This is a genomic window from Synoicihabitans lomoniglobus, assembly GCF_029023725.1.
GTDB classification, from domain to species: Bacteria; Verrucomicrobiota; Verrucomicrobiia; order Opitutales; family Opitutaceae; genus Actomonas; species Actomonas lomonigloba.
The window spans coordinates 782,015-805,473 of sequence record NZ_CP119075.1 but is presented as its reverse complement, the minus strand read 5'-3'; the positions used below and the strand labels follow the sequence as shown (position 1 = coordinate 805,473).

The 23,459-nt window shown below is 61.8% G+C and carries 17 protein-coding genes; 12 read left to right on the top strand and 5 right to left on the bottom strand.

Annotated features, from left to right (window positions below; translation table 11 throughout):
• Positions 1–67 precede the first annotated feature (67 nt).
• Together PXH66_RS02985 and mpgS are read right to left on the bottom strand one after the other, a co-directional pair.
• Entirely contained in the window at positions 68–937 is an 870-nt protein-coding gene (locus PXH66_RS02985; RefSeq protein ID WP_330930343.1) for an HAD-IIB family hydrolase, read from the bottom strand.
• The gene (gene mpgS / locus PXH66_RS02980; protein WP_330930342.1) at positions 934–2,205 is read right to left on the bottom strand and encodes a mannosyl-3-phosphoglycerate synthase; all 1,272 of its coding nucleotides are present in this window, start codon (positions 2,203–2,205) and stop codon (positions 934–936) included. Before mpgS ends, PXH66_RS02985 begins: the two co-directional genes overlap by 4 nt.
• A gap of 175 nt (positions 2,206–2,380) precedes the next feature.
• On the opposite strand from mpgS, the gene PXH66_RS02975 reads away from it, so the two are divergent.
• The 4 genes from PXH66_RS02975 to PXH66_RS02960 all read left to right on the top strand — a co-directional run bounded on the left by PXH66_RS02975 (position 2,381) and on the right by PXH66_RS02960 (position 7,730).
• Positions 2,381–4,186 carry an ATP-binding protein gene (locus PXH66_RS02975; RefSeq protein WP_330930341.1) on the top strand — a complete coding sequence of 602 codons (1,806 nt, stop codon included), beginning with the start codon at positions 2,381–2,383 and terminating at the stop codon, positions 4,184–4,186.
• A 42-nt stretch (positions 4,187–4,228) separates the two neighbouring features.
• On the top strand, positions 4,229–5,467 hold the full coding sequence (locus PXH66_RS02970) for a pyrophosphate--fructose-6-phosphate 1-phosphotransferase (RefSeq protein WP_330930340.1): 1,239 nt from the start codon (positions 4,229–4,231) through the stop codon (positions 5,465–5,467).
• A gap of 57 nt (positions 5,468–5,524) precedes the next feature.
• Positions 5,525–6,154 (top strand): peroxiredoxin-like family protein, encoded by a 630-nt coding sequence (locus PXH66_RS02965; RefSeq protein WP_330932215.1) that lies wholly within the window; start codon positions 5,525–5,527, stop codon positions 6,152–6,154.
• Positions 6,155–6,221: 67 nt separating this feature from the next.
• On the top strand, positions 6,222–7,730 hold the full coding sequence (locus PXH66_RS02960; protein WP_330930338.1) for a peptide MFS transporter: 1,509 nt from the start codon (positions 6,222–6,224) through the stop codon (positions 7,728–7,730).
• A gap of 117 nt (positions 7,731–7,847) precedes the next feature.
• Here PXH66_RS02960 and pepF read toward each other — a convergent pair whose 3' ends face one another.
• Positions 7,848–9,716: an oligoendopeptidase F gene (gene pepF, locus PXH66_RS02955; protein WP_330930337.1), complete on the bottom strand. Its 1,869-nt coding sequence runs from the start codon at positions 9,714–9,716 to the stop codon at positions 7,848–7,850.
• 90 nt (positions 9,717–9,806) lie between these two features.
• Between pepF and PXH66_RS02950 the strand changes: the two genes are divergently transcribed.
• The 8 genes from PXH66_RS02950 to PXH66_RS02915 all read left to right on the top strand — a co-directional run bounded on the left by PXH66_RS02950 (position 9,807) and on the right by PXH66_RS02915 (position 20,681).
• A complete protein-coding gene (locus PXH66_RS02950) occupies positions 9,807–10,424 on the top strand; it encodes a TIGR02466 family protein (RefSeq protein ID WP_330930336.1) in 618 nt (205 codons plus the stop codon).
• Positions 10,425–10,566: 142 nt separating this feature from the next.
• Positions 10,567–10,770, top strand: coding sequence for a hypothetical protein (locus PXH66_RS02945; RefSeq protein ID WP_330930335.1), 204 nt, complete (start codon positions 10,567–10,569; stop codon positions 10,768–10,770).
• Between the two features lie 122 nt (positions 10,771–10,892).
• A complete protein-coding gene (locus tag PXH66_RS02940; RefSeq protein ID WP_330930334.1) occupies positions 10,893–11,399 on the top strand; it encodes a hypothetical protein in 507 nt (168 codons plus the stop codon).
• Between the two features lie 63 nt (positions 11,400–11,462).
• Positions 11,463–11,957, top strand: a complete 495-nt coding sequence (locus PXH66_RS02935) for a diacylglycerol kinase (protein ID WP_330932214.1) — start codon at positions 11,463–11,465, stop codon at positions 11,955–11,957.
• 43 nt (positions 11,958–12,000) lie between these two features.
• Positions 12,001–14,433, top strand: a complete 2,433-nt coding sequence (locus tag PXH66_RS02930) for an alpha/beta hydrolase family protein (RefSeq protein ID WP_330930332.1) — start codon at positions 12,001–12,003, stop codon at positions 14,431–14,433.
• Positions 14,430–16,196 (top strand): hypothetical protein, encoded by a 1,767-nt coding sequence (locus PXH66_RS02925; RefSeq protein WP_330930331.1) that lies wholly within the window; start codon positions 14,430–14,432, stop codon positions 16,194–16,196. Before PXH66_RS02930 ends, PXH66_RS02925 begins: the two co-directional genes overlap by 4 nt.
• Positions 16,197–16,293: 97 nt before the next feature.
• Complete coding sequence (locus PXH66_RS02920) at positions 16,294–18,861, top strand: alpha/beta hydrolase family protein (RefSeq protein ID WP_330930330.1); 2,568 nt, start codon at positions 16,294–16,296, stop codon at positions 18,859–18,861.
• Complete coding sequence (locus tag PXH66_RS02915; RefSeq protein WP_330930329.1) at positions 18,858–20,681, top strand: tetratricopeptide repeat protein; 1,824 nt, start codon at positions 18,858–18,860, stop codon at positions 20,679–20,681. The genes PXH66_RS02920 and PXH66_RS02915 overlap by 4 nt, the downstream gene beginning before the upstream one ends.
• Positions 20,682–20,693: 12 nt before the next feature.
• Here the strand turns inward: PXH66_RS02915 and PXH66_RS02910 are convergent, their stop codons facing one another.
• Both PXH66_RS02910 and nhaC read right to left on the bottom strand, forming a co-directional pair.
• Positions 20,694–21,806, bottom strand: a complete 1,113-nt coding sequence (locus PXH66_RS02910) for an LptF/LptG family permease (protein ID WP_330930328.1) — start codon at positions 21,804–21,806, stop codon at positions 20,694–20,696.
• Positions 21,803–23,320 (bottom strand): Na+/H+ antiporter NhaC, encoded by a 1,518-nt coding sequence (nhaC, locus tag PXH66_RS02905; RefSeq protein ID WP_330930327.1) that lies wholly within the window; start codon positions 23,318–23,320, stop codon positions 21,803–21,805. The genes PXH66_RS02910 and nhaC overlap by 4 nt, the downstream gene beginning before the upstream one ends.
• Positions 23,321–23,459: the final 139 nt, after the last annotated feature.

The following is a 23,459-nucleotide window of genomic DNA, read 5'->3' as shown; positions in this document are numbered from 1 at the left end:
CCGCGGCACCGTCACACTGTGGCACCCCGAAAAGCTCGGGGATTTTTTCGGTCATCGAGACCGGCTGCTAAGCTGCGCCCGCGCCCTGGTCTCCCGCTTCACTGAGAATCAGGTCGATCGCTTCGACCCACCCGTAGGGTCCCCGCCCGCCGATGCGTTCCATGCCGTCGATGCGCAGATTCGCCCAGGTCCCGTCCTCGCGTGCGACCAGAAACGGTCGCGTCACCGCGGCCAGCAACGGCGCATCATTGGCACTGTCGCCCAGGCCAATGGATTTGACCGGTCGTTCATACGCCCGCTCATAAAGTTCCAGGATCGTTTTAACGGCCTTTCCTTTGTCCGTGCCCGCCCCGGTGACGGTATGAAAGCGCCCACCGTGACGGCACTCCAACCCTTCGGCGGCAAACTCGTCCCGCAGCAGATTCCACGTTTCGTGCGGCAGTTCCTCGATCAAAGTTTCGCTGTAATCACGTTGGCGGGCCCGATGGGCGGCTGACGGACTGAGGCCCGTGAGTTCAACCAGTTTGGCGTCGTCAATGTCGCGATAGCCCAACAACGGCAGTCCCGTTCTGGCGCGCACGCGTGCCAAACGCGCCTGCACTTCATCGAGGCGCAATCCGAGGACCAGCACGCGCCGGCCCGGCTCGCCGGGAGCTTCATCCCAGTGTCCAGTCGGCAATCCGGCGGAGTCCGGCACGATAATGGCCGCGCCGTTCTCCACGATACTGGGGATGGAGCGAATGCCGAGCTCCTGCCGCAAGGCCCGCTGCTCCGTCGCCGTCTTGGACGAGCAGAACACCACGGGCACGCCCAATTCGCGCAAGCGCAACATGGCCGGCCGCGCGATCGCGGGAGAATAATTGCTCCAGTCCAGCAGCGTTCCATCCAGGTCGGTGAATACCAACCACGGACTACCGTGATCAAAGCACGTGGTCATGCGGACGAAGACGACGTCGAGGCGGCGGCGGGCGCGGAAGCAGTGGCTCCCGGCGCGACCGTGGTGTGGGTTTGACCCGACACCTTGATCACGGCGCTGGCTTTGTCGCCGAAGACATTGAAGTCCATGCGATCAAGACTCTTGTAGACGCGCATGGGTGCCAGTTGATCGCCTTCCTTGAGGTAGTGGCGACGTTGCAGGTCTTGCTCGATTTCCTCGCGCAGAGACTCGGGGCACAGTCGGGAGTGATAGATGGTGCTCAGGGAGGCCGCGATCATGTCCTCGACATGTTCATCGCCCTTGGACTCATGCAGGTGGGGATTCCGCGACTCGATTTGGCTGATCTTGACCTTGTGGTGCATGTCACTCGCGGGGGCCGACGCATCATCCCCTTCGCCCAGAATCGCTCCGTATTTTTCCAACAAGTGCACGTAGTGAAATGTCTCGACCGCGTAGCCCGTGGCGTAGTCGATGCCCATCGCCAGCTCGACGGTGAGAGCGTGTTCGCCGGCGTTGCCGGTCTTGACGATCTCGGTCTCGAAGCCGGTGTGATGCCCGACCAACCGGTTGAGAAACATGTTGGAGTGGCGCGAACTGCGGCCCCATTTGGCGAAGTAGAGCGAATTTTCCACGACCTTTGGTTTCGAATGCCAGGAAATGCGCACCATGGAATAGTCGCTCTGGTTGATGTGAAACCCGGCGGCGTATTCCTTCACGTATTCGTTTACCGCGCCCGGGAAGTAGTTGTCGCTGTCGACGAAACCGACGTATTTGCGACCCATCAATTTGGCGAGGATCGTTCCCATGATCATGCCCTCGGCCTTGCCGTTGCGCACCAAGTCCTTGTCGTCGAGGATCTCGGTGTAGCCGGCGGCGGCAAACGCCGCCGCGATCCCCGGGTCCTTCTGGTGCACCACCACCACCTGTTTACGCGTGAACCGGCAGTAGTTTTTGATGGCTTCCTGTTCGAGGTAAAATTTGTCGACCGGCTCCCGCGGGCTGTTGGATACCACAATCACCAAACAATCGTGCGGTATGCCCACGAGCACGCCTTCGATGAGTTTCAGCCGTTCGTTGCGCACGGGCACCACGATCGCCATCTGCCGCTCGATCGAATTGATCGCCTCCGAGGACACGCGACGCACCACGGAATCTTCTTCTTCCTGCGTGGCCGAGTCGGGGCCAGCGTCGAGTTCATAGACTTTTTGCAGGCCGTAGATGCGAACTGCACCCAGACGCTCGAATTCACGGGGGGATTCAATCCGCATATGATGACACCTCTTGGTTGACGATCGGCAGCCCCTTTTCCGGGCGACCAACCAATAAATTGGAATGAGAACGATGCATAATAGCCTATTCAGCAGATTGGGTGCCAGCGGCCTCCCCCCCGCCGTCTAAATCCCCTTGCGCTTACCTTCGTAGCCTCTGTTCTGATACACGGACATGGCATCGGAATCCCCATCAGCAAAGGAGGCAATCCTGCCACCCAGAGACATTTCCGCGTTGGTCGAGGCGGAGTTGACCCGGTTGCTTTACCGCTCCGCCGGATTCGGTCTTTTCTCCAACTTCGCCCTCGCCGTGCTGCTGATCTTTGGCACGTGGAGTTATTTCACGGATTCGTTTCCTTGGGTCTGGCTCGGGGCCCTGCTGTTGGTCACCACGGTGCGCACTTTCGGCTACCGGAGCTTTTTTAAACAGACTCCGCCGGACGAAGCCCTCCCGCGCTGGCGACGACGCTTCATTTGGGAGGTCGGCGTCACCAGTTTATTGTGGGGCCTTGGCGGGTGGTATTTCATGGGGATGGACGCGATACTCCCAAAAATCCTCGCGGTCCTGGCCGTGGGTGGCCTCAACTCCGGAGCCGCCCGCTCCTTGTCCTCGGTCAAGTTGGCCTACCCCATCTACGCCGCCACGTCCCTCGGCCCCATTTTGGTTCAGTTTTTCATGTGGCAGGAATCGGGCAGCCTGACCCTGGCCCTGTGTGTGGTTGTCTACGCAATGTTTCTGACACGGATCGCAACGTCGCACCGACAGGATTTGGTCAAGCTGCACGGCCTTAATTTTGAGAAGGAAGCTCTCGTCGAAACCTTGAGTGTCGCCAAAGACCGGGCGGAAGCCGCCAATCGGGCCAAAAGCGATTTTCTCGCCATCATGAGTCACGAAATCCGCACGCCCATGAACGGTGTGATCGGCATGCTCGACATCCTGCGGCACAGCTCCCCCACCCCCACCCAGGCGCAGCAAATCGAAATTGCCGCCAATTCCGCCGATTCACTCCTGCGCCTCCTCAACGACATTCTCGACCTTTCCCGCATCGAGGCCGGCGAGTTGGAATTCGAAAACGTGGAATTTGATCCGCACCAGCTGGTCGCCGAGGTCATCGCCCTGCTCTCCGCCCAAGCCACCGCCAAACACATCGATATCCACTCCTCACTCGATGACCACGTGCCGACTCGCGTCGACGGGGATCCCCTGCGGTTGCGGCAGGTGTTGGTCAACCTCGTGGGCAATGCCATCAAGTTCACGGAACGCGGCTCCATCGATGTCACCGTGCGCGGTCAGCCCAGAGCCAAAGGATCCGCGCCGACCGCTCGTTTGGCGTTCGCCGTGTCCGACACCGGCATCGGCATACCCGCCGACTCCCTCCACCGGTTGTTCAAGAACTTCAGTCAGGCCGACACGTCCACCACGCGACGCTACGGCGGCTCCGGACTGGGATTGGCCATTTCGCAACGACTCGTCAGACATATGGGCGGGAATATCACGGTCGAAAGCACGCCGGGCAAGGGATCGAATTTTTCCTTTGAAATAGACCTTCCCGTTGTCGGCGAACACGAGGAAGCCTTATCCGCCCCCGCCGATTCCACCGTGCGATCGCCCCGCGGGGTGCGCATCCTCGTCGCCGACGATGATGCCGTGAACCACATCGTCATTCGCAAGATGATGGCCTTGCTCGGTTACGAAGTGACCGCTGTGCGCGATGGCAAAGAAGCCGTCGCCCGAGCCACCGCTGAGACTTGGGATCTCATCTTCATGGACATTCAAATGCCCGTGCTCGACGGCCGCGCCGCCACCAAACAACTGCGCGCCCTTCCCGCCAACGCCCACACGCCCATCATCGCACTCACCGCCGGGGTGATGCAGAATGAGAAAGAGGATTATTTGGCCAGCGGGTTTACCGCCGTGCTGGAGAAACCACTGAAACGCTCGGCACTCGCGGAATGCCTCGAGAAATGGTTGCCGGTTTGACGGACGCCAGCGGGTGACTTGGAGTAGCGGCCTATCGCCGCTATGACCGCACCAGCCAAACCCAAAAAAGTCGCTCTACTCACCGCCGGTGGGCTCGCCCCTTGTCTCAGCTCCGCCGTCGGCGGCCTGATCGAACGCTACACGGAAATCGCCTCCGATATCGAAATCATCGCCTACCGCGGTGGTTACAAAGGCCTGCTCCTGGGCGACAGCTACGTTGTCGGCCCCACCGAGCGCGCCAGCGCCGGAATCCTCCATCGCCACGGCGGCAGCCCCATCGGCAACAGCCGCGTCAAACTCACCAACGTGAAGGATTGTGTGAAACGCGGGCTCGTCGCCGAGGGTCAGGATCCGCAAAAAATCGCGGCCGACCAACTCATCAAGGACGGCGTTGACGTGCTCCACACCATCGGAGGCGACGACACCAATACCGCCGCCGCCGATCTCGCCGCCTACCTGGCCAAGCACGACTACCCGCTCACCGTCATCGGCCTCCCCAAGACCATCGACAACGATGTCTTTCCCATCCGCCAATCGCTGGGGGCTTACACCGCCGCAGAGCACGGCGCCCGCTTCTTCCGCAACGTCGTGGCCGAGCACAACGCCAACCCGCGCATGCTCATCATCCACGAAGTCATGGGACGCAATTGCGGCTGGCTCACCGCCGCCACTGCCGAAGCCTACCGCAAGTTGCTCGATCTCGAAGCCTTCGTGCCGGGCCTGGGTCTTACCCGCCAGAATCTTGATGTGCACGGCATTTTCATCCCCGAAATGGCCCTGGACCTCGAAGCCGAGGCCACGCGCCTGCGCGCCGTCATGGACACCCACGACAACGTGAACATCTTCATCAGTGAGGGCGCCGGTCTCGACAGTATCGTCGCCGAAATGCAGGCCCGCGGCGAAGAGGTCCCGCGCGACGCGTTCGGTCACGTCAAACTCGACGCCGTTAATCCTGGCAAATGGTTCGGCGAACAATTTGCGCAAATGATCGGAGCCGAAAAAGTCCTCGTCCAAAAAAGCGGCTACTACGCCCGCGCCGCCCCGGCCAATCAGGCCGACCTTGATCTCATCAAGGCCTGCGTGGATGTCGCCGTCGACTGCTCCCTGCGTCGCGAAGGCGGCGTCATCGGTCACGACGAGGATCAAGACAACGTGCTGCGGGCGATCGAGTTTCCGCGCATCAAAGGCGGCAAGCCGTTCGATCCCGCCACCCCATGGTTCACCGCCATGTTGGCCGATATCGACCAGCCCCTGGGTGCGACCGTCGAGACCTCGCACTGATTTTACCGCCCCCGATTTCAAGGGGAATAACTTCGACGCATGGACCTTCTCAAGGCCATGCGTCTTTTTTTCGTCTGCGTCATCCTCCTCGGCTCCGTCGTCACCCTGCCCGCCGCCAGCCTGCCGGTGGGCCCCGAAAACACTGCGCCCGCGCAACCCGGAACGATGGCTCCGGCCGTTCCCGTGCAAACCCCCGAAGGCACTGCCGTGGATTTGCTCGCATTGGTCCGCGAGCAACCGACCGTGCTCATCGTGTATCGCGGTGGTTGGTGTCCGTTTTGTTCGGCACATCTGGGAGAGATCGCCGAGTTGGAACCTGCCCTGCTTGAGCTCGGTTATCGAGTCGTCGCCATTAGTCCCGAACGGCCGGAGACGCTCAAGAAACTGCTGATGGAGGCGCCGACCGATACTCCGCATCGCCTGCTTTATTCGGACCGTGCCATGCACGCGTCGATGGGGCTGGGGCTCGCCTATGCCATGCCGACCAACCTGCAAAAGCGCTATCTGGAGCACGGCATCGACCTCGCCCCCGTGCCGGAAAGCGAGGGCCAACATTGGTTGCCCGTGCCGGCGGCCTTCATCTTCGATCGCGAGGGCGCGATTGCCTTCTCTTACGCCAATCCCGACTACCGCACGCGCGTCGATGCCGAGGACCTGCTGGCCGCCGCGCGCGCCGCCCTCGAATAACCCGTCGGCCATTTCGGCGTCGCAATCGGCGGCGCCTTCGCTTGCCTCGCGGTCAATCAGTCACCGTATGAGTCAAGTTACATCTCCTTCCGCTCCGATCGATTCCACCTCCGATCGCGGCGGCATCGGCGGCCACCCGCGTGGTCTGTCGACCTTGTTTTTCACCGAAATGTGGGAGCGGTTCTCCTACTACGGCATGCGGGCTTTGCTCGTGCTGTTCATGACCCTCGCGATCGCCGACGGCGGCCTCGGGCTCACGACCGAACGCGCCGCCGCCATCTACGGCACCTACACCATGAGTGTGTATTTGCTGGGCATTCTCGGCGGGTTCCTCGCCGACAACTTCGTCGGCTCGCGCCGCGCGGTGCTGTGGGGCGGCGTCATCATCGCCAGCGGTCACTACGCCATGGCCATGCCCACGCAGGCGACGTTCTTTCTCGGCCTCGGGCTCGTGGCCATCGGCACGGGTTTGCTCAAACCCAACATTTCCACGATGGTGGGCAGCCTCTACTCGCCCGAAGATGCCCGCCGCGACGCGGGTTTTTCCATCTTCTACATGGGCATCAATCTCGGATCGTTCCTTTCCGCCATCGCCTGCGGTTACCTCGCCCAAGCCGAGTCGTTTCGCGAGTTGCTCAGCAGCGTGGGCATCGATCCGCGCAGCTGCTGGCATTTCGCTTTCGGTGCCGCCGGCGTGGGCATGACACTGGGATTAATCACGTATGTGCGCCGCCGCCACACCCTCGCTCACGTGGGCCACGCCCCGGAACCGACCGCCGACGGTTCGCGGCCCTGGGGTAAACTCGGATTGGTAGCCATCGCTTCAGCCGTGTTGATCGGTGTCATGGTATTGGCCGACCGCTACAAAGGCATCGTGATCGGACTCTTCGCGCTGCAAATCCTGGCGATTCTATTCTTCGCCTTCCGCCCCAGCGTCGAGAGTCGACGGATCGCCGCGATCCTCGTGTTGTTCTTCGCCGCGCAGGTTTTTTGGGCATTGTTCGAACAAGCGGGTTCTTCGGTGCAGTTGTTTGCCGACCGACTGACCGACAACAGCATTTTCGGCTGGGAGTATCCGTCGGCCTGGTGGCAGTCGGTCAACGCGATCTTCGTCGTGATCCTCGCACCGTGTTTTGCGTGGCTGTGGATCAGGCTCGGGACCAAATCACCGTCGAGTCCGACCAAGTTCGCGCTCGGTCTGCTGTTCGTGGCGTTGTCCTTCGTCTGGATGATTCCCGCCGCCAAGCTCACCGCCAATGGGCTCGTCAGTCCGATCTGGCTGTTGGGATTGTTCTTCCTGCAGACCACGGGCGAAATGTGTCTGAGTCCCGTCGGTTTAAGCACCATGACCAAACTCGCACCGGCGCGACTCACCGGCCTCGTCATGGGCATTTGGTTCCTCGCGGCGGCCCTGGGCAACAAACTCGCCGGTTTGCTTGCCGGCTCTTTCGACGAAAACGATCCCGCCAGTCTGACCGACTTTTTCCTCACGCAAGCCATCTGGGTCGGTGTCGCCACCGCCGTATTGTTCGCGCTGGTGCCGTGGGTGCGCCGCCTCATGGGCGGCGTCCATTGATGGCTCCGATTTGTTCTCGTTGTTCGTTATCTTTTTCGTTCTCCCCGCTCGAAAGCGGCATCAAGAACGAAAATAAAGATAAAGCGTAACGAGAAAGAGGAAAGATGAGGACCGCCGCTATCGCCCCTGTTTCGCGAGGATTTCCTCCATCTGGTCCATGATGGCGTCCATGCGCGCCGCGGTGGAACGGTAAGGAGCCGGACTCGCCAAATCGACGCCCGCGCTTTTCACCAGTTCGTAAGGATGGTCGCTGCCGCCCGCGCGGAGGAGATTCAGGTAGGTATCCACTTTCTCCTTTTCGCCCGTCAGCACCATGTCGGCGAAGAGGTTGGCCGCCGCCATCGAGGTCGCGTATTGGAACACGTAGAAGTTGCGGTAGAAGTGCGGGATGTAAGCCCACTCGAGCGCATAGGCGTCGTCGATGAGCAGCACACCTTCGTCGTGACCGTGATAGCGTTCGAGAATCTCTCCGTAGATTTCGGTCATCTTGCCCCCGGAAATCGCGCCGCCGTCTTCCACGAGCTCGTGCGTGCGCAACTCGAACTCGGCAAACATCGCCTGGCGGAAATACGTGCCGCGCATGCCTTCGAGCGCACTGCCGAGATAGAAGATTTTTTCGTCATCGGACTCCGCGAGTTCCAGCATGTGATCGAGCAGGAGCACTTCGTTGACGACCGACGCGATCTCGGCGGTGAAGGTCGCGTAGCCCGCATTGACAAATGGCTGGCTCTCCTGGGCGAGCAACGAGTGCAGGGCGTGACCCCATTCGTGGGCGAGGGTCGAGACCGAGTCGTAGTCGTCCTGGTAGTTCATCAGCACGTAGGGGTGCACATCATACGCCGCGCCGAACATGTATGCGCCCGACCGTTTTCCCTTGGAGGGATACGCATGCATCCAGGCGGAGTTGATGCCGTGAGTGAGCTTGCCCACGTAATCTTCTCCGAGAGGCACGACCGCCGCCTCGACGATGCGCTTACCTTCCGCCAGCGGAAACGGTTTATCGAGCGACACCAGGTCGGGATAAATGTCGTAGTAACGCGGTTGGTCGACTCCAAGCATGCGACCGCGCAACCGGAAATAGCGATGCAGCGTCGGCAAAGATGCGTCCACCTCGGCGAGCAAGGTGTGATACACCTCGGTCGGGATGTTCGCGCCGTCGAGCGCACGCGCGAGCGAGCTGTCGTATTTGCGGGACTTGGCGTAAAACACATCCGCTTTGACTTTGCTGGAGTAGTTCGCGCCAAACGTCGCCTCGAACGTTTTGTAGGTGGACCAAAAGGCGTCGAAGACCGCCTTGCGATCATCACGATCGGGCAGTGCTCGCAATTTGCGATAACCCGCTTGGTCGATGGTGGCGGCGGTGCCGTCCTTCAGCACGATCGTCGGCCACGGGATGTCGCTGTTGCTGAGAATGGAATGCACGTCACGCGGACCACTGGTCGCGCTGCTCGCGTTGGCCAGAATCTCCTCCGCCTCCTCGCTGAGCGTGTGGGGACGACCGCGCAACACCTCCTCGATTTGGTAACGGTAGTCCGCCAAGCCGGGAGTGTCGTGAAGGTATGAATACACTCGATCGTCCCCCAGCGACAGCAGTTCCGGACTTTGAAAACTGGTCGCCGCACTCAGATCCGTCAGGAGTTGCTGCGCCTGCGACCGGCGTTCTGAACCGGTGGAGTCGGCCACGTTGATATCGCCCGACAGCGTGGCATAGACCAACAGCCGGTAGGCTTCCTTCAACACGGCGGTGCCTTCATCCATGAAGGTTTGCAGCACCGCGCCGCCTTCCCCCAAACGACCGCGATAAGCCGCCAGATGCGGGATGGCGGCCTTGGTTTCCTCAAGGGCTTCGCGCCAGGCTTCGGGCGAGGCGTAAAGCTCTGTAAGGTCCCATACGCCATCATCGGCGGGCATTTCTTCGGACCTCCCGGGTAACACTACGGCGGCCGTGAGGATGAGCAGGGACCAAAAATAACGTCGTTTCAGCATGGCGGACAAGGGTGCACCTCCGATGCCAAAGACAACCCATGACTCAATTTTTCGCTCTGCACCCGTCCGAATTGTCCTTTCACTGCGTTCATGCCCGTGCGTCTCCACTTTCCCACCTACATCCACTGCGAGCCTTTGCAGAAAACCGGTCTTGCCAAATTCAACGATGAACTGGCGACCGAGTGCGACCAGTTGCGCGCGTTCGACACCGACGGCCGCAAGTGGTCCGAGCAGAACTACCCCGGTGGGTATACGAGCTACGCTTCCATGAACCAGCTCCACCGCTTCTCCAGCACATTCGAGGCGCTGGAGCGGAAGCTCACCAAACACGTCAAAGCCTACGCAAAGGCGCTCGATTTTGATCTCCGGGGGGCCGATGTGCACATGACCGATTGCTGGGTCAACATGATGCCCCCGGGCACGACTCACGGCCTGCACCTGCACCCCCTCTCGTTCATCAGCGGCACCTATTACGTGCAGACTCCGGGCGGGTGTCCCGGGATCAAGTTCGAGGACCCGCGTCTGGACCGCTTCATGGCCGCACCTCCCCGTCGGGCAAAGGTCCGCCCCGAAAACGAAATCTTCGTCACCTACCCCGCCGAAGCCGGTAATGTGATCCTCTTCGAAAGCTGGCTGCGCCATGAGGTCCCCGCCAATCAGGTGACCGAGGAACGCATCTCCATCAGCTTCAACTACGACTGGCGCTAACGCCGACGCCGTTGGCGTCGGAAACCCCAATACTCAACTCTGCAAATCCCTACCCATTGTCGTCGAAGCTTCGGCATCCGAAGCGGAAATCTGCCGTTGGGATTTGGGATTTCCGACATTTGGGATTTAGCATGTCATCGTCATGCTCGTGATTCGTCGCATTGTTGACCGCCGTCGCTCCTACACCGGGCTCTTTCTCAAGGGCGAGAAACCGCGCATCTTTCCGACGGATGACGCCCAGCACGCCCGTATTCTGCAGATCTACAAACAGGACAAACGCTACCCGGACATCGTGAACGATTTCTCCCAGTTTGACCTCAATCCCCCCGCTCCGCCAACCGGTTAAGGGCCGATGGGGGCTGCGACGGAAAATATTTCGTCGCAGCTCAAATTCCATTCGTCGCAAAGATCCGCCGTTTTATCGCAGCCGCATCGCCTGAGGGCCGGACCGGTCCAACCTGTGGAGCCATGAAGCACATCGAAGTTTCTGATGACGTATACTCCGCCCTCAAGCGGCTCACCACCGACTTCAACCAAACGCCCAACGACGTCTTGGCGGGTATGCTCCACCTCCCTGTTTCGCACGCCTCGCAGGATGATCCGCTGACCACTTACCTGCTCAGCGCGAGCTTTCGCAGCAAATTCACCGATGCCGACAAATACCTCGCGATTCTCGGCTGGGTCGCGAAAGAGCATCCGGAAGAATTCGAGGAATACATCGAATCCCTCAACCGGGGTCGCCGCTACCTCAGCCTCACCCGCGAGGACATCGTCGCCCAATGCCGGCACAATCAGGCGCGCCAGATTCCCGGCACTCACTTCTGGGCCATCATGAACATCGATACGCCCACGAAGCGCCGCTTCCTGTCCCGCGTGTTGGAGTTCTGCGGCTATCGCGATGAGTTGGTGGAATTCTGCTGCAACGTAATTGGCGTGCGTCGCCCCGCCCGTCGGTTGTCGTTTGCGGCGGCCTGATTAAGTTCCCGCTCACTTCGTCCTTTCGCCCGCGCGCGGATCGGGTAACGATCCCGCGCAATTGTGAGCGCGCCTGACGACAAATCTCCGTCTGCTTCACCTCCCCCGGCCGCAATGCCGTCGGGGACGACTATTTCCGCCGGCGGTAATGCGGAAAATAAAACCCGCGATGTGCGCAACTTCGTCGCGTCGATTCGCTTCGCCGTCGAGGGTTTCTTTGCGGCCCTGAAACACGAGCCGTCGTTCCGCGAGGACCTGCTGTTCGTCATTTTGCTCGTGCCTTTCGCGATCATTCTGCCGGTCAACGCCGTTTCAACCGCGGTCATGATCGCCGCGTTGATCCTGATCATGATCGTCGAACTGCTCAACTCGGCCATCGAGTGGACCATTGATTATCTGCGACCCGAAATCCACCCGCTCGCCAAACGCGTGAAGGATATGGCGAGTGCGGCGGTGTTTCTCAGTTACATCAACGCCATCATCGTGTGGGTCATTCTGCTGTGGCCGTCCAACGCGGTCTGGCGACGCATCTCCGACTGGTTCGTCTCCACCGGTTGACCCGTTCGGCCCCTTTCGCCTCTCCCCACCCCTGCCCCACTCGATGCCCCGCCCGTTCCTCCGGTCGATTCGTCTTCTTGCGCTGACCTTTCTCGGCAGCGGTTTCGCCCTCATCTCGCCCGCCCAACCGCAACTGGCGCAGCAGAGTCGGTTCATGGCCCAACTGGCGCCGCCCCGCGCCCACTTGGCCACCCTTTCGCGCAGCGGCTACTACCTGGCCTACACCCTCACCGAAGGCGACCAGACCCGCATCGACGTAGTGGCCGTCAACCCGCCCTACCCGAAACAAAGCATCTATCTGGGCGACACCCGCGGAGCTCGCATCGTCGCCCTCGCCTGGACCGCCCCGGATCGCCTGGTATTGGCCACTGAAGACTGGGCCATCGCCACCGCCACCCTGGGCCGGGACGTGGTCGAAGTCGTTCTGGATGCATCACGATTTGAGACCATGGTCGCCGGCGATCTCAACGAGCGCGACCGCGAGAACCCGCTCAATCTCGACCGCATGCCGCGACCGCCGCGACTGCTGCACGTCGACTGGCAGGTGCCCAACCAAATCATCGTGGAAGGCGTCGCCGGCACCAACTTGCGCAACGCCGTGGCCAGCACCGCCCGCGTCGACCTCGTCTCCGGCCAATGGACGATCGTCGACGAGGTGCGCATCACTGCACCCGCCACCCGCGTGTTCGCCGATCGACTGGGCTACTACCGCCTCCAAGTCGACCGCACCCAGCTGCCGCTCACTTGGAGCCTGCGCGATCCGCCCGGCCAAGGTCACCGTCCGGGCTGGAAACTCCTCCGCCATGCGCTCCCCGAGGACCTCGCCCATTCATTCAATGCCGATACCGCCCACTTGTGGAACGATCGCAGCGTCCCGCTCGGATTTGGCGCCGATCCGTCGGTGTTGTTTTACAGTTCAAACCTCGCTCGCGACACTTTCGCCCTTCGCAGCATCAATCTCACGACCGGCGAATCGGGCGATTTTGACGTGGAGGTTGCCAGGGTCGACCTCGCGGCTCCCGTCACCGATATCGCACCCCGACCGCTCGGTCGCCACGAACGTGCGCAACGACGTAACAATCCCGCCGTTTACTACACGGATTTCAACGCCGTTCCGCCAGTTGATCCTTTGATCTATGACCGCGCCACCGGCGATCTCGTCGGCGCACGTCTCCCCCACTCCACCATCGATACTTATTGGACCGATTCGTTCTTTCAAACCCTCCAAAGTCAGCTTCAAAACGATTTTCCCCATCGCAGTGTGCAGGTCATCGATTGGGACGATGATCGCACGCGGTTTCTGCTCAACGTATCGACGACGGCCGACGACGGCCGATACATCGTCTACCACCGCGAGGAAGCCCGTTGGGTGGAGTTCCTGCGTCGCAACTCCGATATCCCGGCCGACCAATCCCATCGGGTTGAAACGACTGCGATCAGCGATGAAGTCGAGCCCCTCCTCCCCGTGCGTTTGACCATCCCCCACACACCACGGAGTAAGCATCCGCCCCTCATCTGCTACTTCCGCGACGGGCCGTGGCAACTCGCGCCCGACGCCCGTTTCGCCCCCGCGCATTTGCTGGCCGAGCTCGGGTGTCGGGTCCTCGAAATCGACTACCGCAGCAGCGCGGGCCGAGGACGGGACCTGCTCAACGGCGGACGCATCTCGCCCGACGAAGCCGCCGCCGCCGATCTTCAACGCGCCCTGGATTGGTTGCGCGACTCACAAGGCTACGCCCCAAGACAAATCGCACTCGTAGGCGAGGGATTCGGCGGTTGGCTCGCCCTGCGCGTGGCCGAGCTGCAACCGGATCGCTTCCGCTGCGTGGCCTCTCTCGACGGCTTCAACGATCTGGCGCATCTCTTCCGTTCGCCGCCGCCCCGCGAACGCATCGAAAGCGACAGTCGGGGCCTGGAACTCGCCCGCGACATGTTCGCCATGCACGACGCCATGAAGGCCGACTTTGATCGCACGGTCGAACTCGCCACCGGCGGTTCTGCCACCGATCAAAACGCCCCCGCAGCCCAACTCGCCGAGCGAGGGTTTGGCGCCGACGCCGACCCCTTCGCCGCCGCAGACAATCGTCCGCAACGGCTGCAGATCGCCCAGCGCATGCGTGACCATGACGAGCCCACGCCGGTATCCCTCCGGACCCGCTTCGCGCAGTGGTATTTCGGCGAGGCCGCCGAGAACAATCCTGCCTACGACGTGTTGGCCCACCTCGACGATTTGCGCGCCCCGGTTTTGTTGTGCGTGTCACCGGATCGTGAGGATCACACAATCGCGGCCGCCGCCAAGCTCCGGGACCGTCTCGCCCGGCTGAATCGTCCGGTCGAATACTGGGAGCTGCCGTCCGCGCCCTGGAGCCGGCCCATCTCGGAACGTCCCGAGGTATGGCTGCGCGTCGCGGAGTTTCTCAACGAAAACCTGCTCGATTTTGACGTCCAAATCGGCCCCACCCGCGAAGTCCCATGACGCTGAAAAAGCTGTGTTCCCGGGGCACGGGAAGCGCCCTGCTGTTGTTTGGCCTCGTCGCGCTGGGTGACGCTCAAAACCCCGCCTCCGCGGCACCCGACGAGGTGGTCACGCTCCCGCCGGTGTTCGTCGAACCCGCGACCCGTCCGATTCGCTGGACCTACGCCCGCGCGGGCAAGCTGGAGTTGATCACCACCCACGACCGGGCTTTTGCGCGTAGTTTCGTGCACCAATATTTCCGGCAATTGCAGCTCGTGCGCGAGATCGTGCCCGATCGCTACCTGTGGGAACCCTACCTGCCCACCCGCCATATCATCGTCGGTCTCAAAAACAAGCGGCGCGAAACCGACCAGGCGATGAGCGCCATCCTCGATCAATTGCAGCAAAAGCAAGGTGCTTCCACCGACCGCGCGAACGACAAGCAGCGTTTTCTGCCCAACCTTCGCCTTTCCGGTCACGATTCGAGCGTGGTTTTCGCGTTCCAGGACGAGGCCGAGGAAACACCGTCCAGCGCTTTCGGGGCGACTGCGTATTTCGATCGCAACTACAACCCCCGCTGGCGGTCCCATGCGGCCGAGGCCGGATTTTATTTCACGACCAACCGCCTCACCCAGTTGCTGAGTCTGCGCAGTCCCGCTCTGCCCGCATGGTTGATTGTCGGTCTCACCGGTGTCTATGACAGTTGCCGATTCGACAACGACAGCTTCACGCTGACCAACGCAACCTGGCGTTCCCCCGCCGAGGCCGACGCCCTGCGTCTCGACCCCGATCGCCCGCGCGACTTGATGGTGCTGCGAGCGTTTTTCGAGGCCCCCCCTCCCCTCGATCCGGACACCCGCCAACGCTGGCAAGAGCAGGCCACACTGTTCGTCCGCTGGGCCCTGTTCGCCGATGATGGCGCGTATCGCACCGCGCTGTGGAACTTCGTCGATGATCTGGAGCTGGCCGAACCGACCGACCCGGTTTTCCGGCAGCATTTCGGTTTCGGATTTTCGGACGCGCGGGATCGACTCAGCGCATATTTGTCCGCGGCGGTGGTTGAATCGTTCGCCGTCGCGCCGACCGAATTCGACGACGCCCCGCCCGCTGAAATCAAGCGCGCCCTGCCCGGCGTCGCTTACCTCATCCAAGGCGAGTGGGAGCGCCTCGAGACCAATTACGTGCGGCAGCACGCGCCCGCGTTGGTCGACAACTATCTCGGTCGGGCGCGGGCCACGGTTGCCCGCGCGCGAGACGCCGATGATTCCCTGGAGGTCCGGGCGCTGTCGGGATTACTTGAATACGAGGCCGACAACATCGCAACCGCCCGGGCGGATCTGGAAGCGGCGGTCGCGGGCGGCATCCAACGCCCCCGGGTGCTCCAGGTGCTGGCACAGCTGCGATACCTCGAACTCGTCGCCGCCACGCCCGCCGACCAGCCGATCGACGCCGCCAAAATCGGCGCCGTGACATTCCCCCTCGAAATGGCCCGCGACAGTTCGCCCGCCCTCCCTGAAATCTACGCCCAAATGGCCACGCTGTGGCTGAAGTCCGATGTGGATCTCACGCGCCGCCACATCGCCGACCTCGCCACGGGGGCCCGCCTCTTTCCCCAGCATCCCGCCGTGATCGGCCGCATGGCCCTGCTCCAAGCCAACCGGGGCAATGTCCGCTCGGCGCTCCAGATTGTCGACTATGCGCGCACCCGTTGCCGGGATGCGCAGTCGGCCGCCACTTATGACGAGTTGCGCGCCCAGCTGGCGAATTTCCTTCCGCCGCCCTGAGTGCGGCCGCACGGAACTCAGACCCGCCAAACCGGTCCCACTGCTGAGGTCCGCGTTTCCCTTACCCCAACTTCCAACCCGCGGACCTTTCGACCCCATGTTGCGATCCCGGCTTTGTCTTCTCTTTTTAGTCATCGCCCTTGGCCCGGCTGTGGCCCAGCGCCCTCTGATCACCTCCCACGACCTCACCGCCCTCCTGCCTCATTTGCGGTTCGAAGGCCGCCCCGTGGCCAACGCGGAGGCGCTGGCCATCAAACTCGCCCCCATGCGCACGAAGTTGGCCACCCTGTCCCGCGACGGCCGCCACCTCGCCTACACCGTGACCGACGGTCCGTATACGCGAATCGACATCCGTTCGATCGACCACCCCAGCGAGGTCCACGACGTGCAACTCGGGGACATGGCGACGGCCGAAATCATCGCCCTCGAATGGACTTCACCCGAGCGACTGGTCATCGCCACCGAAGACTGGGTGATCGGCGCCGTGGAGCTGGGCCAGGACCGCGTGCGATCGCTCATCACCCCTCGGAGTTTCAAGGTCAGGATCGGCGGACGGGCCTTGATCACGCGGAGACGCGAGGAAGATCCCTACCAAACCTACGAAATGGATCGCCCCGCGAGACTGCTCAATCTCGACTCCCAACTTCCCGATCACGTGATCATCGAAGGCGTCGCCGGTGACAGTATTCGCAACGCGTTTCTCGTGACGGCTCGGCTCGATCTCGCTTCCGGCGAATGGAAATACCTCGACGAAGTGCGCATCACCACCCCCGCGATGCGCACCATCTCCGACCGCACCGGACGCATTCGCCTGCAGGAGGACCGCACCACCCTGCCCTTCCAATGGCAAATCCGCGTGCTCGATGCCGAGGGCCGTCCGCAACGCTGGCGTGATCTCGAAGACGTGATCGCGCCGGAAATCGCCGCCACGTTTGAAGCTCCGCCGGATCAACTCTGGTCGCGCCGCAGCATTCCCCTCGGTTTTGCCGCCGATCCCAACCTGCTCTACTACACGTCCAACGCCGCATCAGATACCTTCGGCGTCTACGCCCTGGATCTGACCACCGGGCAGCGCACCGACTTTGCGATAACGAGCAACGCGCTCGATCTGGTCGATCCCGCCGCGGAAATCTCCCCGCGGGCCATCGGCCGCACCGAGCGGTTCGTGCGCGCCGAAAACGCCGCCGTTTATTACACCGATTTCCGGCCACGACTTCCCCCCTCGCCGTTGGTGTTGGACCGCGCCACCCACGCCGTCGTCGGGGTGCGCACGCAGGATTTTGAATCGGGCGTGCAGTGGCTCGACGATGCCCTCGCCTCCGTGCAGAACGAGATCAACACCCAGTTTCGCGGTCGACATGCCACCATTCTGAACTGGGACGATGCACGGACGCGTTACCTCGTTCACGTGGAATCCCGCAGCGATCCCGGTCGCTACTTCATTTACGATCGTGCGGACCAGCGCTGGATCGAGCAGCTGCGCCAAGCCCCGCGGCTGGAGCCCGGCACCCTGCACCCCACCATCGCGTTCGCCACGCAGGCCCCGGATGGCCGACGTATCACCGGCCAGCTCACCTCCCCGCGGACGCCGTTGCTCAAAAAACCGCCGCTCCTGGTGATGTTCGCAGATGGTCCCTGGCAGACCGCTCCCCAAGGCTTCTCCGGTCCCGTGCAAATGTTGGCCGAGTTCGGCTGCGCCGTCTTGCAGCTCAACTATCGCGGCACCGCCGGATTGGGCCGTGAACTCCTGTTGGGGGCGCGCGAAGCCCCCGATCAAGCCACGGCCAGCGATGTGGCCGCCGCGTTGGATGAACTGGCTCAAAGCCACCCCTTTGACCGCAAACGCGTGGCCACGATTGGTGTCGGTTATGGTGGTTGGCTCGCCCTGCGCACCGCTCAACTGCTGCCCGATCGCATCCGCTGCGTCGTGTCACTCAATGGATTCAACAACATCGACCGCCTGCTTGAAGCTCCACCGCCTCGCGAACTCCCCGAAGGTCGCAACCGCAATCTCGAACTGGTGGAAAACGCGGTCAACTACCTCGACCAAGCCAACTCTACTCTGAGCTCGTTTGCAAAATCGGCGGAGGAGTCCGATCCGCGCAATCTGCCGGACGGAACCGTCGAGGAGGAAGACGACACCGAGGTCAATTTGTTTACCCCCGAAGGCCGGGCCTCAACTCGCTTGCAGTCCTTTGATCGCGACGCCGCCTCCAACGCGGAAAGCGAAGGGGCCATGTGGGAGGACGTATATTGGGCCAACAAGGCCCGCTTGGACGCCATGTTGGTCATGCAAGACGCGATTGAAGTCACCCCCGTGCATCCGCGTTCCGTCTTTGCCCGGTGGTATTTCGAGCCCCTTATCGATCACCGGGAGTCGCTTTCGGTGCTCAACCATATCGACGACTTGAAAGCCGAAGTGTTCATCGGTCAGGAGATCCACAACCCCCACGCGCCCACCGCCGACGCCACCGCCCTGCGACGAGCGTTGGATGCCGCCCGCAATCCACCCGACTACTGGGAAATTTCCGCTCACGCGTGGAGTCGACCTATCGATCAACAGCCCGAAGTGTGGCTGCAAGTGGCGCGGTTCTTTAATGAGAATCTCTACAACTTCGACGTCCAGGTCGGCACCGCCGTGGAAGTGAAGGAGGACACGCGATGAAGATCTTCATGCGCGGTCGCGGACGGCGGCTCTCCCTCATCCTTTCCTTGCTCGCCTGCTCCGCCGGGGCTCAGTTTCCCGGCAGCCCGCCACAGGCTGGGCCGGGTCAAATAGATCGCTTCGATCCCCGCCCGTCCCCTTCCGCCGCGCCCGAGGGCGATGCCGTCATGCTCCCCCCATTTATCGTGGAGCAAGGCACTCGCACCAAGGTGTGGTATTACCTCGAAGACACCGACTTGGAAATCCTCTCCACCGGCTCCGATCTTGCGGCCCCTGAATTCGCCCGCAACTACCACCGCCAGAAACAGATTTTGGCGCGTTTGATCCCCGAAAAATACCTGTGGAAAAGCGAATTGCCTCAAATCCTCATTCTCGTGGAGGACGAGGAAGGCACGCAGCTGAGCGACAATGCCCTGCGCGATTTTTTCAAAGCCCAACGCGAGCAAGCCGCTGCATCCGGCCGCTACGTCCGCTCCATTCCCAACCTGCGTCTGGTTGACCGGGATCGCACGGTGGTCTTCGCCACCCACCACCTCCAGAGCCGCCCCGAATACGACTTCGGTCAGGTGTTCAAAACCGATAGTTTCAGCCAAGTGGACATCGCAATCGCCGCCGAGCGCGACCGCCTCAATCTCGTGTTCACCACCGACCGCATCGGCTTCCTCCTGGGCAATCGGGCACCTACACTGCCCGCGTGGTTCGTGCACGGATTTGTCGAGCTTTACGCCCGCAGTGCCATCAGCACGCAGTCCATCTCCATCGAATCAAATCATTGGCGCTCGCCGGCCGACATCGAAGCACTGCGGCTCGAGTCCGACTATCCCCGCGAGATCATTCCCTTCCCGCGCTTTTTCGAGCTCAACCCCACGGATCTCTCGGGCGCTCCACTCCGTGCGTGGCGCGAACAAGCCGCGCTGATGGTGCGGTGGGCCATGTTTGCCGATGACAGCGCGCATCGCGACGCTCTCTGGGCCTACATCGACCGTTGCGAAGTCGCCGGCCGCACCGAACGCAGCTTCACCCGCTCCTTCGGTTTCGACTACGCCGAGGCGCGCGACCGCGTCAGTGACTTTCTGACGGAGGCTCTGACTCAGCCTGTGGTCCTGCCCATCGAGGGATTGGAAGCGCCGCCCGACTACCGGCAACGACGCGCCACGCCGTTGGAAGTCGCCCGCATGCGATCCGAGTGGGAACGCCTGGAGGTTGACTACGTGCGTCGGCAGCATCCCGCCCTGTTCGATTCCTACCACGGACAAGTGATGGCCACACTCGAGCCCGCTCGACGCAAACTCTCCGACACGCGCGAACTCGATGCCATCTCGGGACTACTGGAATACGACCTGGGCAACATGGAAACGGCCCGCAGTCAGTTGGAATCCGCCATCGGCCAAGGCGTGGATCGCCCGCGCGCCCTGCAAGTGCTGGCGCAGCTCCGCTACGACGAGCTGCGCAGCCGACTGCCCTCCGACGCTCACCTGACCCTCGAACAAATTGGTCCCATTCTCTATCTGTTGCGTGCGACCTTGGAACGCGACCCGCCGTTGCCCGAAGCGTATGCGCTGTTCGGCCTCGTGTGGATGGAGTGCGAATCGCCCCCCAGCGCCATCGACCTCAATCACCTCCTGACCGGAGTGCGCTATTTCCCCGAGCAACCGGCCGTGATCGCGCGCACCGCGATCGTGCTCGCTGCCCAAGGCCATCTCGACCGTGCCGTCGGCGTCATCAATCACGGACTTTCGTTTGCCCCCGACGAAGCGACCCGACGCACCTACGAAACGCTCGGCCGCAAGCTCGAGGCAGCGCTTCAGACGGCGCGGTGAACCAGCCCCACTTCAGCGCGCTCGCGCCATCAGTCCGAGCCCGAGCAACAGCATGATGAGGTTCGGCGCGAGTGCCGCCCACATCGGCTCCAGCATGCCGCGCGATCCCATCGCCGTGCTGATTTTGAACAGCACAAAATAGATCACGAAAAGTCCGATCGACTTGGATACACCCACCGCTGGGTTCACGCGCACACCGGAAACCGCAAAAGGAATGGCCAGGGAAATGATGATCAACGGCCCCAGCGTTTCCGCCAACAAGCCGAAGTAACGGACCGCGTATTGTTTAAGTTTGGGACTGTCCTCGGTGCGGTGAAAAGCAATCACGCGTTCCAATTCAAAAAACGACAAATCGTCCGGTTTTTGGTCAAAAACGAGCATCAGCGCAGGGTCTTCCCGATAATGCGTTACGACCTTTTCGTCGAACGCCAACGTGCGTTGCACCTCCCCCGTATCGGGATTGATCCACGTCTCCCGACCATTGAGAAACACCCACCCACCGCGGGTGGTATCAAACCACGCTTCCCGCGCCTGCATGCGGGTTTTTTCCCGGCGCTCCGCGTCCAGTTCCGTGACCACGACACCGTAACCTCGATTCGTATAGCGGCTGTAGCGATTCATGAACCACACCCGATTCTCCCGCCGATTGTCAAAAGCCACCGAGTTCACCGCCTCCACCTGGTCCACGCGTTCCACCACGCCCTGCCCCCGCACCCGCAGGTCCTGCAAGATCGAGCGCGAGGTTTCCACCGACCACGGGATCACCGTGCCGTTCAGATACCACGTCACGCCGCACAACATCACACCCGCGACCCAGATCACCCGCGTGATGCGCCCAAACCCCAGACCCGCCGCCCGCATCGCCGTGATTTCCAGATTCCGATGCAGACGCCCTAGCGTGTAGAGCAACGACAACAGCAGCGACAGCGTCAGCACCAGCGACAGGAAACTCGGCAACCGCACGAGGTAGTAAAAAATGATATCAATGCCCCCCGCGCCGGCATCGAGCAGGTCCCCCAAATCGTCATACATCGACTGCATCAACAACAGCCCCATGGTCGCGCCCAACACCAGTCCGAGCGACCCCAACCACTCCCGTAAAACGTAGCGATCGATGAGCGTCATACGACCGGACTTTCCGCCGTCCCTTCAGCATCGGATAACGCCTTATCCGCCGGGGTCATCGTCCAACCCGTGATACCATAAAGCAGCGATATGCACGGATTGATCAGGTTCAGAAACGCGAACGGCAGATAAGCCAAAGGAAACACTCCCAGCGTCGCGAACATGTAGGCTCCGCACGAATTCCACGGGATCAGCGGCGAGGTGATCGTGCCGCCATCTTCCAAGCACCGGGACAGGTTTTTGGGATGCAGCCCCATCTTGTCATAAGCTTCTCGATACATGCGCCCGGGCACCACGATCGCGAGGTATTGATCGGCCGCCAGCACGTTGATGCCAAAGCTGGTCGACAGGGTGGCCCCGACCAAGCCGCCGCGTGTTTTCGCCAAACTCAGAATCGCCCCCGCCAATCGACCGAGCATGCCGGAGCGCTCCATGACCCCCCCAAAACACATCGCGCAGAGGATGATTCCAATCGTGCCATACATACTGCTCATGCCGCCGCGAGTCAGCAGATCGTCCACCGCCGCGATACCGGTTTCCGATGCGTAGCCGTCGTAGGAAATCGTCAACACTTCGGCGAGCGTCGCCCCTTGAAAAAGCGTGGCGCCGATTCCCGCCACCACCGCACCGAGCACCAACGCGGGCAGCGCCGGCACGCGGGCAATCACCAGCCCCAGGACCAACAACGGTGGGACCAAAAGCCACCGCGACAGATCAAACGCTCCGGTAACCCCGTTCGTAATTTCCGTGATCGATCCCGCATCCACCGTGCCGTCGCCATAGCGCAACCCCAGCAGCCAATACAAAATCAGCGCGATCACAAAACTGGGGCCGGTGGTATACGCCATATGACGCACATGTTCGAACAACTCTGCTCCCGCCACGCCGGGCGCGAGGTTGGTCGTATCGGACAACGGCGACATTTTATCGCCAAAATACGCCCCGGAAATGATCGCGCCCGCGACCATCGGCAACGGGATTCCCAAGCCTTGCCCCACCCCGATCAACGCCACCCCCACCGTGCCCGCCGTCGTCCACGAACTGCCCGTTACCAGCGATACAATCCCGCAAATCAAACACGTCGCGAACAGAAACGCCCCGGGGGTTAAAAGCTTCAGTCCCGAGACAATCAGCAGCGGCACCACGCCACTCGCGATCCACACGCCAATCAGCACGCCCACCACCAGCAGGATCAACACGGCGCCAAGCGACAGCATGATGCCTTGCAGAAAACTCTGATGAATCGCAGGCCAACGCAGTCCCAGACGTCGGGCCATGATTGCGGCCACCACCGTGGCGGCCAGCAACGGAATCTGCACCGGTATCCACGTCTGTAATACCGTGCCGAAATAGGGCACCCGGGCCAGTGTCTCCAGCACCGGTGTGATCACGGCGAGCCGTGGCAGATCGTTCAGATTGAGCACCGAACCGGCCAGAAACACGATCAGGCAAATCACCGGCACCAGGGCCTCGCCCAGCGTGGGCGCACGGAGAGAACGCGAAGAATTCGTCATACGGTTGCGGCCGACCTTAAGCAAGAAGTGGGAAGTAAGAAGTCAGAAGTGGACCAAACGACAAAACCACGGTCGACCCGCCGGCCCAAGGTCCCATGCGGGGGTCGAGGTAGGAGCGCGCTTGCGCGCGATGCCACCT